This is a genomic window from Photobacterium sp. GB-210 (genome assembly GCF_003026075.1).
In the GTDB taxonomy this organism is placed as follows: domain Bacteria; phylum Pseudomonadota; class Gammaproteobacteria; order Enterobacterales; family Vibrionaceae; genus Photobacterium.
Window position 1 is genome coordinate 583917 of the sequence record NZ_PYNU01000002.1, and the last position, 13668, is coordinate 597584.

Genomic DNA, 13668 nt, shown 5'->3' on the forward strand with positions numbered 1-13668 from the left:
ATGGAATGGCATGCTCTATCATTTATAAGATCAATTTCTTTGATATAAGACAATGAAATTCACCAAAATTCAAGTTTTGTGAGCTAAAGCAGGATTTTTTTTTCAAAACCGTACTTTTCTTCGATGGAAGGTATTATATTTATTTCAGATAAGATAACAATGATTATAAATGTCAAATTACTTTTACTGACAGGTAATAATTGGATGCCTTAATGGTATCTTTTGTTGCTGTTTTACACATTCTGAGTGTTTTGTTAATAAAAATTACATCCCACTCAAATAAAAACGTCATAAAGACATGCGATATTCCTTCTGGTTTGACCAGTTATTATATTTAAAGGAATAGGTATGTCGTTATCACGTCGAGGATTTGTAAAAGCGCTATCATCAGCAGCGATGGTTACTTCGCTTACAGGATGTAATAGTAATGATCAACAGCAACAAAAATCGAAAATTAAAGTTGGCTTTAATCACGGCGTTGCGAGTGGTGATCCTTTACAACATGCCGTTATTATTTGGACGCGTATTACGACAGAAGCACGCTCAATTGACGTTCAATGGCAAGTTGCGACTGATGAGAAATTTATGCAGATTGTTGCTTCAGGCGAGGTGACGACCGATAGCGTAAAAGATTTTACAGTAAAGGTAGATGTTAACGGTCTACAACCTAATCAACATTATTATTATCGTTTTGAAGCCAATGATACGTTAAGTCCTATAGGGCAGACTCAAACTTTAGCAGAAGGTGAATTAGATAAAGCGTCTATTGCCGTCGTGTCATGTTCTAATTTTCCTGCTGGTTACTTTAATGTGTATCGAGAAATAGTTAAGCAGCACCAAATGTCACCTATTAATGCAGTACTACATTTAGGCGATTATATTTATGAATATGGGGCTGGGCAGTATGCCACTGAAGATGCACAACGTTTAAATCGCATTCCAAGTAAAGAGTCTGAATGCCTTACTTTAGATGATTATCGCAAACGTTATGCGCAATACCGTAGCGACAGTGATCTTCAAGCGTTACATGCGGCATTACCAATGATCGCTATTTGGGATGATCATGAAATAGCCAATGATACATGGCGAGAAGGGGCTGAGAATCATCAACAGCAAGAAGGTGACTTTGCTCAACGTCGAGCTGCAGCTGCTCTAGCTTGGCTAGAATGGTTACCCGTTAGAGAAAATCCTGTTTCTTCTATGATCACCTATCGAGACTTTAGCTTTGGTGATTTGTTTGACTTATATATGTTAGATACCCGCGTTGTCGCACGAGATGAACCGCTTGATTACTTTTCACTGGCTGATACATCGATTGAATCTATCTCTGGGTTAATTCAACAGGCACGTGCTCCTGAACGCAAGTTACTCGGCAATGATCAAAAGCAATGGCTCAGTGAGCGTATGACAACGAATACGGCAAAATGGTCATTGTTAGGCCAACAAGTGTTAATGGGTAAGATTGAAATGCCAAGTAGTGTCATGATGGGGCTGTTTCAATTATTTCAGGCAAGTGATGCAAACAAGTCAGCTGCGATGATCGCGGTACAGAATGCAATTAATACCTATTTAGCTGATCCAAGTTCAGACCCATATTTACTTCCATATAATTTAGATGCTTGGGACGGGTTTTATATGGAGCGTGAATGGTTATACGGCATGACGACAACGTTAAATAAACAACTTATCACGCTAGCAGGCGATAGCCACAATGCTTGGTGTAGTGAATTAAGTGATCATAAAGGAAATGGGGTGGGGATTGAGTTTGCAACAAGCTCGGTGACCTCTCCCGGATTAGAAAAATATTTAGGGTTAGATTTACAAACTATTGGGCAGATGGAATTTATCCTACCTCAATTAGTTTCAGATCTTCAATGGGTTAATTTAAAACAACGTGGTTTTATTCGTTTAGATCTTGATCATCAGCAAGTGTTTTCAACGTGGCACTTTGTTTCGACGGTAAAAGAGAAAGAGTACCAAGTAGAAACTCAGAAGCTGGTGACCCAAAATGGATTAATGGTCAGCTAAACCTATTTATAATTAACAATGAATAACCTGATGAATTGCCGTTTGGTGAATGAGTTAGGATTTTTATTTGCTATTAATAAGAAAGAAATTACCGTTTCATTACCGAGTGATCCTACACAAACTGGTATTCGATCTGAGTGATCTTAGGTGGTACGAAAAGTAGCAGATAAAAGAAAAGGAGCGTTAATAAACGCTCCTTTTGTCATTAAGAAATGCCTAATCTTTTCAATATTTATTTCTCAGTTACATGGATCGCAGTTTGCAGATCTTCAGGGTGAAGATCTGCGCGATCAAATTCTTGTGAGGCGGGCATACGAAGGTGGAAATCTTTAAATATTTCAACTTCAACATTACCTTCTGTGAGAATAAAGTCACTCACATGACCACCTTGAGTACGATCATCACTAATAAAGTGAAAGTGGAACCCCGGCACATTAATACCAATCATATAGTCTGGTATTTTAAAACCAATCATCACACCTGAAACATGCGTCATTTCAGCAATAGGTTGATGTTTAACAACTTCAACCATAGGTGGATATGGACGGTGCTGAGCCGGCACTGTACGTGTTTTAACATACGAGAACTTACCTGTTAAACGGATGGCATTAATCGCGTTGTGAGCGAGTAGATCTTGCTCTAAGCACGTTTCAAATTCTTTTTTACTTAGTTCAATTAAACTCAGTTTTGCTTTTGGCTCAAAGTTAACAACCGAAGCAAATGGTGTGGTGATATCGTGATCAACAAGATGAACATCGCCTGTGCTTGTAAGTTGGTAAACGTCATCACCCATTACAATCATTTCACCGTCAAGATCGTTAAAGGTACCAATGCCAAAGTTACCATGATCTAATAACTGACCAATTGTGAAATCACCTTGATATAAGCCTGCAATTAATGCACTCATCATTGAGGTTTGGTAGAACGTTTTGTTATGTGTTTCGGCACTCATGTGATGCTCCTATTAATCTTGTTGGCATGGATGAAGTTGATCAAGTAGGCGACTGTTATCGCTATAATCAACATTGACGTTAACCAATACTGGGCCACTTAAGCTCATAGCTTTTCGCATAACAGGCTCAATATCATCGGCAGTATTGATCGCTAAACCATGTGCGCCGAAACTTTCTGCATACTTAACAATATCAGGACCTATAAAGCTGACAGCACTCTCTCGACCATACTTTTTAAGCTGTTGAATCTTAACCATGTCATAACTGTGATCAGTCCAAACAAAGTGAACGATATTACATTTATGACGCACGGCCGTGGCTAATTCCATTGATGAGAATAGGAAGCCACCATCACCAGACATGGAAATGACTTTTTCATTAGGGTGAAGAAGGGAAGCTGCAATTGCCCAAGGTAAAGCGACGCCCAATGTTTGTTGACCATTACTGAACAATAAACGACGAGGTTCAAAGCTGTGGAAGTAACGTGCCATCCAAATATAGATAGAGCCTACATCACAACATACAGTGGTGTCGTCACTGACAAAGCGACGTAAATCATGAACAAAACGAAGTGGGTGAACGCCGTTTGATGAGGTTTTATTTATCCCCATTTGCATAATATGTTGTAAATCGTGGCGTAATAATTGGATTTGTTGGTTACTTTCTAAGGATTCTCGCTTATCTAATTCAGAAGCAATAGACGTAACAGACACCGCTAAGTCACCCACAACTTCACAAACAGGGTTATAGCTAATTTCTAAATCTGCTTGTTGATAACCAATATGAATAATTGGGGTATTTGCATCTTTATTCCAAAGAATCGGATCGTATTCAATGGGGCTATAACCAATGGTGATGATTAAGTCTGCGCTGTTTAACGCAATATCACCGGGTTGGTTTTTAAATAAGCCCACTCGACCTAAAAAGCAGTTGTATAAATCATGAGAAATAACCCCAGCTGCGGCAAACGTATTCACAACGGCAATTGGTGTTTGTTTGAGTAGTTGGCGAATGGCATCAGTAACAAAAGGCTGGCTTGCATCCATACCCAGTAATAACACCGGATTTTTTGCAGCATTAATGCGATCAGCAGCCTGACGAATAGCTTGCGGGTGTGCACCACCGAACAAAATTGGATTAGGCTGTTGTACTGGTTGGTAAGGAATACGATTAGTTAGAATATCTTGCGGTAGACTAACAAAGCTAGCACCTTGGGTAGGTTGCTCTGCAATACGAAAAGCTTTATGTACAACATCAGATACCGAGCCGCTATCCATCACTTCTGCTGAAAATTTGGTGATAGGAGTAAACAGTGAACGGGTATCCATGGATTGGTGAGTATTGTGAGAATACATCGAAAGCGGTACAGCACCTGCAAGTGCAACCACAGGATCACCTTCACTGTTCGCTGTTGCAACGCCTGTGACAAGGTTTGATGCGCCCGGGCCAGAGGTCGCTAAACAAATGCCTGCTTTACCCGTTAAACGCCCTGTTGCTGCTGCCATAAACGCTGCATTTTGTTCATGATGACAAATAATGATTTCAGGTCCGTTATCACAAACAGCATCGAAAACAGCATCCACCTTTGCACCTGGAATACCAAAAATGTGTGGAATGTTATGTGCATTTAAAGTTTCAACAACCAGTTCAGCACCAGAGACGGTTTTATCCGACATATAAGCCTCAAAATTATATTTATTAAGTTAATAGGCTCAGGACATTGTTCGTGAATTCGAATTTTATGTGATGAGTGGCACAATTCTATACATTCATCATACAAATCAAATAACTGAAAATGAAAGTTAAATTCTCAATTTACAGATAAATAAGGGGAGGGGGAATTTACGATGTAATAAAAATGCCAGCCTTCATATTAGAAAAGACCGGCATTTTAAGGGAGGAATGGCAATGACAACGATTAAATCATGATGCCTGCAATTAACGCTGATAGAAAACTAACGAGCGTTGAACCGTAAAGCAAACGTAAACCAAAACGTGCCACCATATTACCTTTTTCTTCGTTCACCCCTTTTACAGCACCAGCAATAATACCGATAGAGCTAAAGTTAGCGAATGACACAAGGAAGATAGAAACAATACCTACGGTGTGCGGTGTTAATTCACTTACTTGTTTTTGTAGTGACAGCATTGCTACAAATTCGTTAGCAACAAGCTTGGTTGCCATAATACTACCTGCTTGTAGGGCTTCATGAGCAGGGATACCCATGATCCATGCAAATGGATAGAAAGCGTAGCCAATAACATCTTGGAAGCTAATACCGAATGCAGCATCAAAGCCGGCATTAATCATTGAAATTAGCGCGATAAAACCAATCAGCATTGCCGCTACAATAACCGCGACTTTAAAACCAGTAAGAATATATTCTCCTAACATTTCAAAGAACGTCAGTTTCTCACCACTTTCAGCCGCCATCATCTCATCAATATTCATCTCTGCTTCGTGGTCATATGGGTTAATGATAGAGAGAATAATGAAGGTACTAAACATGTTTAGAAACAAGGCAGCCACGACGTATTTAGGATCGATTAGCTTCATGTAAGAACCGACAATAGACATCGATACGGTTGACATGGCTGTTGCCGCTAACGTGTACATGCGACGCTCAGACATTCTACCGAGAATATCTTTATAGGTGATGAAGTTTTCAGATTGACCGACCATTAAGGCACTAATAGCGTTAAAGGATTCAAGTTTACCCATGCCATTAACTTTTGATAATAAATATCCAAGGCCTTTTATGACATATGGCAAAACTTTGATGTGCTGAAGAATACCAATCAGTGCTGAAATGAATACGATTGGCATTAGAACACTTAAGAAGAAGTTAAAGCCATCATTGTTAGATAGGTTACCAAAGACGAAATTTGTCCCTTCTGCGGCAAAATTGAGTAATCCATTAAATCCATCAGCAAACTCTTTAACGATCCCTGTACCCATTGAGGAGTTAAGCAAGAAGTAGGCTAATCCCATTTCAATAAGCAGTAGCTGAATAATATATCTGTACTTGATGTTTTTACGGTTATTACTTGCAACAAGTGCTAGGGCTGCGATAACGATTAACCCTAAAACGAAATGTAGATAGACCATGTTTGGTTGCTCTCAGTGTGATTCTTATCAAGATATATACTTATGTTTAAATATTTCTTTCTCTCTAAAAGTGACTTAAGTCTCACTTTTGGGTCGCGTAATTTTCTGTCACTATTACGTGCTTAGATGAATTACGATTGCGGCAAACGATTGCAGTTCGAAAGAGCCCTGTCATTACTGGGTTGTCGTTATACGCTCATATAACTGTATCATCAACATGCCAAATGAGCATAACTGTGAACTGAATCTCACCTGTAATATGATTGAAAAATACTTTTTAGTGGTTTTGGAATATCGCAGTAGTCCAATCGGTAAAAACACGATGATTAAATAGGCAATTGTAGTCTCTGTGTATATCAAATGTTATTTTTTATTATGTTTAATAAATATGGAAAATAATATTTTAGATAAATAAATTTCAGAATTTTTTAAATATGATTCAATGCTGCACTTAATATTCATTTGTCTTACAAAATGAAATATTATATTCGTGATAATTTAGTGGAATAGAAACGATGAAAAAATCCTCTAAAAATCGTAAGCTATGGTACTTCCATCGACACGATCAGCGTAATGAAACAAGATTGAATAAAAGCTTAAAGGCTAAATAATGCATGTATGGCTAACTTACGTTGATCGTCTAAACGAAAGGCGGCTCAACGTAAGTAAGTATACTTATTCAAGAATGGTAGGGACATTAAACCGGTAAGGTGGAACAAAAGGTCGGACACCTTTCTGGCGGTATTTTTTTAAACGCATTAATTGTTTATAGACAATGTAATAACGATTTATATTTGTAACGTAGACAACAGGTTGTTTGCCTATATATCTCCTGGTAATAATTTCAACATTATTAAACCATATATCAGGGTTATAGCCTTTTTCCTTTGCATAACGTCGCATTTTTCTAATATTGCCAGGTCCTGCATTATAAGAGGCGAGTGTCATATACATTCTATTATCATAGGTTAGACTGCTATCATCTAAGTAATTATTTTGGATATAGCGCATATACTTTATACCCGCATGAACATTATTACTTGCTATATAAATGTTAGGAATATTTATATATCGATCTCTTGCTGTACTTGGTAGTACTTGCATGATGCCAACGGCACCTTTATTGGAGACTTTATGCTGATTAAGCCCTGATTCTTGGAAACCCTGAGCCATCATCATTAAATAATCAAAATCATATTCCGTAGAATATTTAAAAAACAGATCAGAAAGTTTTTCCATTTTATCCATATTACTATGGTTCAATAGGTTTGTTATCCAGCCTTGATTATTTAAATACTTGTTATAAATAACATTTCCTAATAATGACCCTGATTTTATTTGTTCAATATACCTATTAACTAATTTCATTAATTTAGGGCTATCTTTTCTCATTGCCCAGGCTATTTCACCGTTTTTCCTTAAAACGAAAGCAGAATTCATGCGTAATTTTGGTAATATCTTGTTCCATATTTTCATCTTATGATCATCTAAAACGGTCATATTCATCAACCCGAGATTAACCATTTCCAACAACTCATAATCTTGCAGTGTTTCTTCTAAAAAATGGATCTTCATTGGCGCTAGGCGTTGGAGTAATAGACGATTATTGACTTCAAGTAGGCTTTGATAGTAGCTCGAACTTTTTCTTACCCAGATATCTTGATCGCTGAGTTGCTCTATTTTTGTAATTTCAGGTGAATCAATATTATTAATAATAACTTCTGAAATATTGGTAAGTACAGGCTCACTAAAGGCGACTTGCTTTTTGCGCTGTTCAGTAATGGTTAAATTAGCGACGGCAAGATCACCATATCCAGTAATTAAGAATTTGATGAGTTGATCTCGATGTACAGGGATCACTTGAATATTGAGTTTTGGATAAGTTTTATGAATATCTAACTCAAAGTGGTGAAGTAATTCAGCGATAATGCCTTTTGGAAGACCATCTTCAATATAGTAAAAACCTAAGTCAGCCGAAACTAATACTCTTAGCACCCTTTTTTTTTCAAGGACGCTAAGATCGCCAGTGTAAGTTGGGCCTGTGAGCGGGGACAGTGCTAAGCCTAAAGTAGTGCTGGAAGTAAAGAGTAAAGCCAGATATACCCATAAAGGTAATAACAGCCTTTTTAGTCGAACGTTCATAGGAAACTAAAGCCTTTTGATTTAGCTTGATCCTGTATGGTTAAAATAATCGCATTTCCCAAATCATCCTTAGCCTTTGTGTTCTCATTTTTCGATTGTTTTATGAAGTGTTTTCGTTTTTGCTCTAACGTTGATATCTGTTGTTGCAGCTGTACTCTTTGTGCGATTTGTTGTTTAAGCTTTTCGGTGATTTGTTGCTCATTTAATCCATGATAGTGCTGTTGATCTTTTTTCGCGAACGCTACACCTTGTTCTAAATTTTGTTGGGCAAGCGAAATCAAATCCCAATCTTGTGTTTTATACTGCTTTCCTGCTTTGGCAATACTGCGCTCTGTGCTACTAGATTTAGAAAGGCTTGATGCATTCATATCTTGAGCGATTAGCTGGCTTTTCTTACTTGCCCCTTTTGTACCATAACCGATGTAAGTGTCATTAATTTTACGGCCCAGTTGGATGATATCATCGTCGTAAGGGGTCTCAATATGGGGGGCTTTCTTCTTATGGTCGATATTCAAATATTTGCCATGGCTCAGCAGTGCAGGTGTTGCCCACTGTAATTTACGACCTTTTAAATGGGGGCCGCAATATAAGGTGTTGATGATGATATCTTTACTGACTGCTAGAGGAATAGCATGGCTAATCGGAATATCACCTTGTTGAAACTCTTCATTACCTGCAATGATGATTAAACGAAGATCGTCTTTATGGGGGCTCCACTGTAAACGGTTTGTTGCCTCTTGAATTACTTGTGGCGCATATTCTTTACTCCCTCCAATCTTTATTGCAAATAGTGCTTCTGAAAATTGGTCAAGATCTGAGGTGAGTGGTGAGAGTAAACGTAAATAACCATCATATTTTGATTGATGTTCAACACCATATTCAAACAATGCAACTTGTAAAGTAACAGGGCGATCATGTTTATTGGCTGTTGCGATGGCATTAATGATTGACCAGATCTGCTCTCTTGCCTGATTAATTAATCCCCCCATAGAGCCACTAGCATCGAGTAAGATCGCGACTTGAATTGTGGGGCCTGTACGAGTAAAAGGTATGGGCGTGTTATTATTATTTGTTTGTTCTGGTTGTAAAATCTCAGGCAATACGAGTGCTGGTGGCTTTTTATCACTGCTACTGTAGGTAGGAATAGAGACCACCAGAAGAAAACTGAGCATTAATAGTCGTATCAGCATAATATCTCGCATATCAATATATTAAGTGCTAAATGTCAGCGTACACTAAAAACTAATTCTCTAAGTATGGTTGGTAAGTGCTATTTGTGCCGAGTTTGAGGCAATATTTGTGGTTTCCAATAACAAGCTAACGGTAATAAAAACATGCTAAGTCATCACGCATTTTAAATTTAATAGGTTAGTGTCAGTGGCGGATATATTTAAAAAAAACATCTATCTGATGGTAGTGTTACTCGGTTTATCAGGTTGTAGTTCAGCGTCTACGTATTCAGTACGTAAGCCTTTAGACGTTGATGTGCTGGCAAATTTGCCTGAAGTTTTAAATGAATCATCAGGTTTGGCGATTATTAATGGGCATGTATGGTCACATAATGACAGCGGCAGCCGAAATCAGATTTATCAACTGTCTTCTAATTTTCAAACAGTCACAAAAACGGTGACGGTTAAACGCAGTAAAAATTATGATTGGGAAGATTTAGCGCAGAGTAAACGCTATTTATACATTGGTGATACAGGAAATAACTCAACACGCCGTGATGGAGGTGTGATTTATAAAGTACCACTCGCCTCGCTTGAAAAAGGCTCGTCAGTCACGCCTGTTTCAACTATTCGATACCGTTTTAAAGATTTTAAACCGGGTAAAACGTATCAACATAATTTCGATAGTGAAGCGATAACAGTTGTGGGTGATCAATTATGGCTATTTAGCAAAAACTGGCAAAATGAGCATACCAAGCTATACCGACTCAGTACGACTCAATCTAGCCAGACGGTCTCACCGGTTGGGGATTATTTAACAGAAGGACTCATTACGAGTGCTGATTATAACGCCAAGACCTCAACACTTGCGTTATTAGGCTATCGTAAAGACATCTTTTTAGGTTATTCCTTTATTTGGTTAGTCAAAGTGAAAAACAATCAATTGGATTGGTCAACGGCTAAATATAAGCGTTTAAGAATTTATTCACAGTGGGAAGCTGTGCATTGGTATAAGGATAATAAACTCTTAATTACCAGTGAGAAGAACCCATTAACTAAAGCAATGATAGCAACGGTAGATGTGTCATCTTTGATCAATGCAAGTGAATAACCCTGCAACATCTGCTAGTATCTGCCAAAACTTAGCTGTGATCCCCATGAAGGGGCAGCCTACTAAACTGGAAAAACTGTGACTAATAACGATATTTTACGCCGTGTACGCTACATCTTTGATTTAAATGATAGCCAACTAATTGAAATCTTTGCACAAGCAGATGCAACTGTAACTCGTGAGCAAGTATGTAACTGGTTAAAGCCAGAAGACAATGACGATTACAAAAGCTGTTCAGATGAAGAATTTGCAACGTTTCTTAACGGCCTTATCAATCAAAAGCGTGGCAAGAAAGAAGGTCCACAACCAGTACCAGAGCAAAAGCTAACGAATAATATTATTTTCCGTAAGCTGCAAATTGCCTTAAATCTAAAAGCAGATGATGTATTAGATTTGTTTAAGCTGGTGGATTTCCGTTTAAGTAAGCATGAATTAAGTGCGTTTTTCCGTAAGCTTGATCATAAACACTACCGTGAGTGTAAAGATCAGGTGCTACGTAACTTTTTACAAGCATTACAGATCAACCTTCGTGGTGATGAATCTGCGACGGTTGAAGCCGAATAATCGTGTTGTTTTTATAGACATAACACAATAAATCGAAAGTGATAAAAAGCAGCGTTGGCTGCTTTTTTTACATCTGTAATATCAGGTTGCATGTGATTTTTATTAGAAAGAGTAAAATTAATAGAAATTAAATTTATGGAAAACGGCCAATGGCGCATTCACATGAACACCATGTTTCAAATTACAACTCCGCCTTTGCAATAGGGATTGTACTAAACCTTCTTTATGTCATTGTAGAAGCGACTTATGGTTTTATTACTGATTCTTTAGCATTACTAGCCGATGCAGGGCATAACCTTAGCGATGTTGTTACTTTGGTCTTGGCATGGGGAGCTTTTGCATTAGCAAAAAAAGCGGCAACTGAGCAGCGAACCTATGGGTTCCGTAAAGTGACAATATTAGCTTCATTAACAAGTGCGTTATTATTATTGTTTGCGCTTGGAGCAATTGCATGGGAAGCGGTTCTACGATTTTCTGACCCCCGTCCAGTGGCTGGTACCACGGTGATGGTGGTGGCTTTTATTGGTGTGATCATCAATGCTGCGACAGCGATGTTATTTGCCAAAGGACAAAAGCATGATTTAAATATGAAAGGGGCTTTCCTTCATATGGCGGGTGATGCCGCAGTCTCTCTTGGTGTGATTATTACCGCTTTGATTATAAATATTACTGGGTGGGATTGGTTAGATCCTACGATGAGCTTAGCGATTGTCGTGATAATTTTAATCGGTACGTGGAGCTTACTAAAAGACTCAATCAATTATTCATTAGATGCGGTGCCGAACAACGTTGATATATCAGCATTAAAAACCTATTTAGCAGAGTTGCCGCATGTTAATACTTTCCATGATTTACATGTTTGGCCGATGAGTACTACTGAAAATGCCATGACAGTTCACCTTGTTGTTGATGAGTATGTTGAGGGGCAAGGTTTACCTGATGAAATTAAACATTATGTTCATGATCACTTTGAAATTGAACATGTGACAGTACAAATTGAGGCATCATCTTACGCATGTGATAGTAAGCATCAACATTGCGGTATACAGCAGTAGTTTATTAGATTAAAGATTTAAACGTTTTTTAGTTAAAGCATTTTAGGCAGCTCTACTTCAATAAGCACTTTTTATTATTAGCTTGTGACCAATAAATTCTAGCACTACGATCTCTGACAATTTTATAGCAATGTCTATCGATTTCTTTGTAAATAAATTGAATGTTCGGGCTTGAAATAAGTAGGCCATCAGTACCGTATTTATTATGGAAATCAATTGAGTAATCGAGGTGATGTAATGAAGGTGCAGCATGTAAGGCGGATGAGAAAAATAAGCTGATAACGAAAATCTTCATCATAACCAGTCCTTGTTTTTATGGTAATAAAAAGAGCCGCTTAATAAGTTATAGCAGATATATTCATGTGTTGTTTATATTTAGAAAAAGAGTGGCCGCAATAATTATTAATTTAATTAACGAGTTAACGGCATAACCATTTTTTATTGGTGCGGCTATTTCTCACGATGATGATGACGTTGAAATATTAATGACACGGACAGACAATGCATTTTATAAGAGTAAGAAAAAGGCCGAATTTGTTTATCTATCTCGCTTTAAACAGACATAAAGATAGTTATGAACTGACGGATAGGATTAAATTTACTTAAATTAAGCTAACGTTTATTCACCATAGTGATTTTTCTTGATAACCTGTGCTTATTGTAAGTCGTCCATCTTGTTTGGACACTATATTACTGAGAAGGTAATCTCGTTGGAACATTTTGTTTGGGATGTAAACCCCGTTATGGTGTCAATCTTCGGCTTGAAGATTCATTGGTATGGTGTGTTATTTGCGTTAGCAATTACTGCTGGTTTCCAAGTTATGAAGTCAGTGTATGAACGTGAAGATAAGCCGGTAGAAAGTTTAGATTCATTATTAATGTACGCCGTCGTTGGTATTATTGTTGGCGCGCGTTTATTTCATGTAGTGTTCTACGATCCAGACTATTACTGGGCGAACCCTGGCCAGATTATTGCGGTATGGAACGGTGGGTTAGCGAGTCACGGTGGTGGTTTAGGTGTTATTCTAGCCGTCTACTTCTATACTAAGCGCTACAAAATTAACTTCATGTGGTTACTTGATCGTTTAGCTATCGCGACAGCATTGTTCGGCTTCTTTGTTCGTACGGGTAATTTCTTTAATTCAGAAATTCTTGGTACACCGAGTAATCTTCCATGGGCTGTTATTTTTGAACGGGTTGATATGATCCCGCGTCACCCTGTTATGTTGTATGAAGGGTTTTCTTACTTAGCCATTTTTGTTTTATTGTTTGCGCTTTATCGTAAAACAGATATTGGTAAGTATAAGGGGCTACTGTTAGGTTGGTTCTTAGTATTAGTCATGACAGTACGTTTCTTATTAGAATTTATTAAAGTCCATCAGGCTGACTATTCTACAGATATTGTGCTTAATACAGGTCAACTGTTAAGTATTCCATTTATTATTGCTGGTATTATCTTGGTGATTCGAGGTCAAAAAGCGCGTCGATTAGCGCGAGAATCACAAAGTTAAAACGATTTGCACTGAAGATATCAAAA

At 37.8% G+C, this 13668-nt stretch carries 11 protein-coding genes; 5 read left to right on the plus strand and 6 right to left on the minus strand.

The window, feature by feature from the left end; all coding sequences use genetic code 11:
* Nucleotides 1-348 precede the first annotated feature (348 nt).
* Nucleotides 349-2028 carry an alkaline phosphatase gene (locus C9J38_RS06195; protein WP_107206324.1) on the plus strand — a complete coding sequence of 560 codons (1680 nt, stop codon included), beginning with the start codon at nucleotides 349-351 and terminating at the stop codon, nucleotides 2026-2028.
* A gap of 232 nt (nucleotides 2029-2260) precedes the next feature.
* Here C9J38_RS06195 and budA read toward each other — a convergent pair whose 3' ends face one another.
* The 5 genes from budA to C9J38_RS06220 form a co-directional block, all read right to left on the minus strand.
* A complete protein-coding gene (gene budA, locus C9J38_RS06200; protein WP_107206325.1) occupies nucleotides 2261-2980 on the minus strand; it encodes an acetolactate decarboxylase in 720 nt (239 codons plus the stop codon).
* Between the two features lie 12 nt (nucleotides 2981-2992).
* Complete coding sequence (gene alsS / locus C9J38_RS06205) at nucleotides 2993-4657, minus strand: acetolactate synthase AlsS (RefSeq protein ID WP_107206326.1); 1665 nt, start codon at nucleotides 4655-4657, stop codon at nucleotides 2993-2995.
* A 242-nt stretch (nucleotides 4658-4899) separates the two neighbouring features.
* Nucleotides 4900-6090, minus strand: coding sequence for a NupC/NupG family nucleoside CNT transporter (locus C9J38_RS06210; protein WP_105059977.1), 1191 nt, complete (start codon nucleotides 6088-6090; stop codon nucleotides 4900-4902).
* A 675-nt stretch (nucleotides 6091-6765) separates the two neighbouring features.
* A complete protein-coding gene (locus tag C9J38_RS06215) occupies nucleotides 6766-8232 on the minus strand; it encodes a lytic transglycosylase F (protein ID WP_107206327.1) in 1467 nt (488 codons plus the stop codon).
* Nucleotides 8229-9422 carry a VWA domain-containing protein gene (locus C9J38_RS06220; RefSeq protein ID WP_107206328.1) on the minus strand — a complete coding sequence of 398 codons (1194 nt, stop codon included), beginning with the start codon at nucleotides 9420-9422 and terminating at the stop codon, nucleotides 8229-8231. The genes C9J38_RS06215 and C9J38_RS06220 overlap by 4 nt, the downstream gene beginning before the upstream one ends.
* Nucleotides 9423-9609: 187 nt before the next feature.
* Here C9J38_RS06220 and C9J38_RS06225 point away from each other — a divergent pair, with 187 nt between their 5' ends.
* The 3 genes from C9J38_RS06225 to C9J38_RS06235 all read left to right on the plus strand — a co-directional run bounded on the left by C9J38_RS06225 (nucleotide 9610) and on the right by C9J38_RS06235 (nucleotide 12131).
* Nucleotides 9610-10512, plus strand: coding sequence for a hypothetical protein (locus tag C9J38_RS06225; protein WP_233217668.1), 903 nt, complete (start codon nucleotides 9610-9612; stop codon nucleotides 10510-10512).
* Nucleotides 10513-10590: 78 nt separating this feature from the next.
* Nucleotides 10591-11076 carry a DUF1456 family protein gene (locus C9J38_RS06230; RefSeq protein ID WP_107206329.1) on the plus strand — a complete coding sequence of 162 codons (486 nt, stop codon included), beginning with the start codon at nucleotides 10591-10593 and terminating at the stop codon, nucleotides 11074-11076.
* Nucleotides 11077-11225: 149 nt separating this feature from the next.
* Nucleotides 11226-12131 (plus strand): cation diffusion facilitator family transporter, encoded by a 906-nt coding sequence (locus tag C9J38_RS06235; protein ID WP_107206330.1) that lies wholly within the window; start codon nucleotides 11226-11228, stop codon nucleotides 12129-12131.
* 52 nt (nucleotides 12132-12183) lie between these two features.
* Here the strand turns inward: C9J38_RS06235 and C9J38_RS06240 are convergent, their stop codons facing one another.
* The gene (locus C9J38_RS06240) at nucleotides 12184-12429 is read right to left on the minus strand and encodes a hypothetical protein (RefSeq protein WP_107206331.1); all 246 of its coding nucleotides are present in this window, start codon (nucleotides 12427-12429) and stop codon (nucleotides 12184-12186) included.
* Nucleotides 12430-12841: 412 nt separating this feature from the next.
* Here C9J38_RS06240 and lgt point away from each other — a divergent pair, with 412 nt between their 5' ends.
* Nucleotides 12842-13642, plus strand: coding sequence for a prolipoprotein diacylglyceryl transferase (gene lgt, locus C9J38_RS06245; protein WP_107206332.1), 801 nt, complete (start codon nucleotides 12842-12844; stop codon nucleotides 13640-13642).
* Nucleotides 13643-13668 lie beyond the last annotated feature (26 nt).

Bases quoted from the DNA above. Each gene is read 5' to 3' on its own strand.
- C9J38_RS06240 (WP_107206331.1), bottom strand. From the start codon at position 12,429: ATGATGAAGATTTTCGTTATCAGCTTATTTTTCTCATCCGCCTTACAT.
- C9J38_RS06215 (WP_107206327.1), bottom strand. From the start codon at position 8,232: ATGAACGTTCGACTAAAAAGGCTGTTATTACCTTTATGGGTATATCTG.
- budA (WP_107206325.1), bottom strand. From the start codon at position 2,980: ATGAGTGCCGAAACACATAACAAAACGTTCTACCAAACCTCAATGATG.
- C9J38_RS06195 (WP_107206324.1), top strand. From the start codon at position 349: ATGTCGTTATCACGTCGAGGATTTGTAAAAGCGCTATCATCAGCAGCG.
- C9J38_RS06210 (WP_105059977.1), bottom strand. From the start codon at position 6,090: ATGGTCTATCTACATTTCGTTTTAGGGTTAATCGTTATCGCAGCCCTA.
- alsS (WP_107206326.1), bottom strand. From the start codon at position 4,657: ATGTCGGATAAAACCGTCTCTGGTGCTGAACTGGTTGTTGAAACTTTA.
- C9J38_RS06235 (WP_107206330.1), top strand. From the start codon at position 11,226: ATGGCGCATTCACATGAACACCATGTTTCAAATTACAACTCCGCCTTT.
- C9J38_RS06220 (WP_107206328.1), bottom strand. From the start codon at position 9,422: ATGCTGATACGACTATTAATGCTCAGTTTTCTTCTGGTGGTCTCTATT.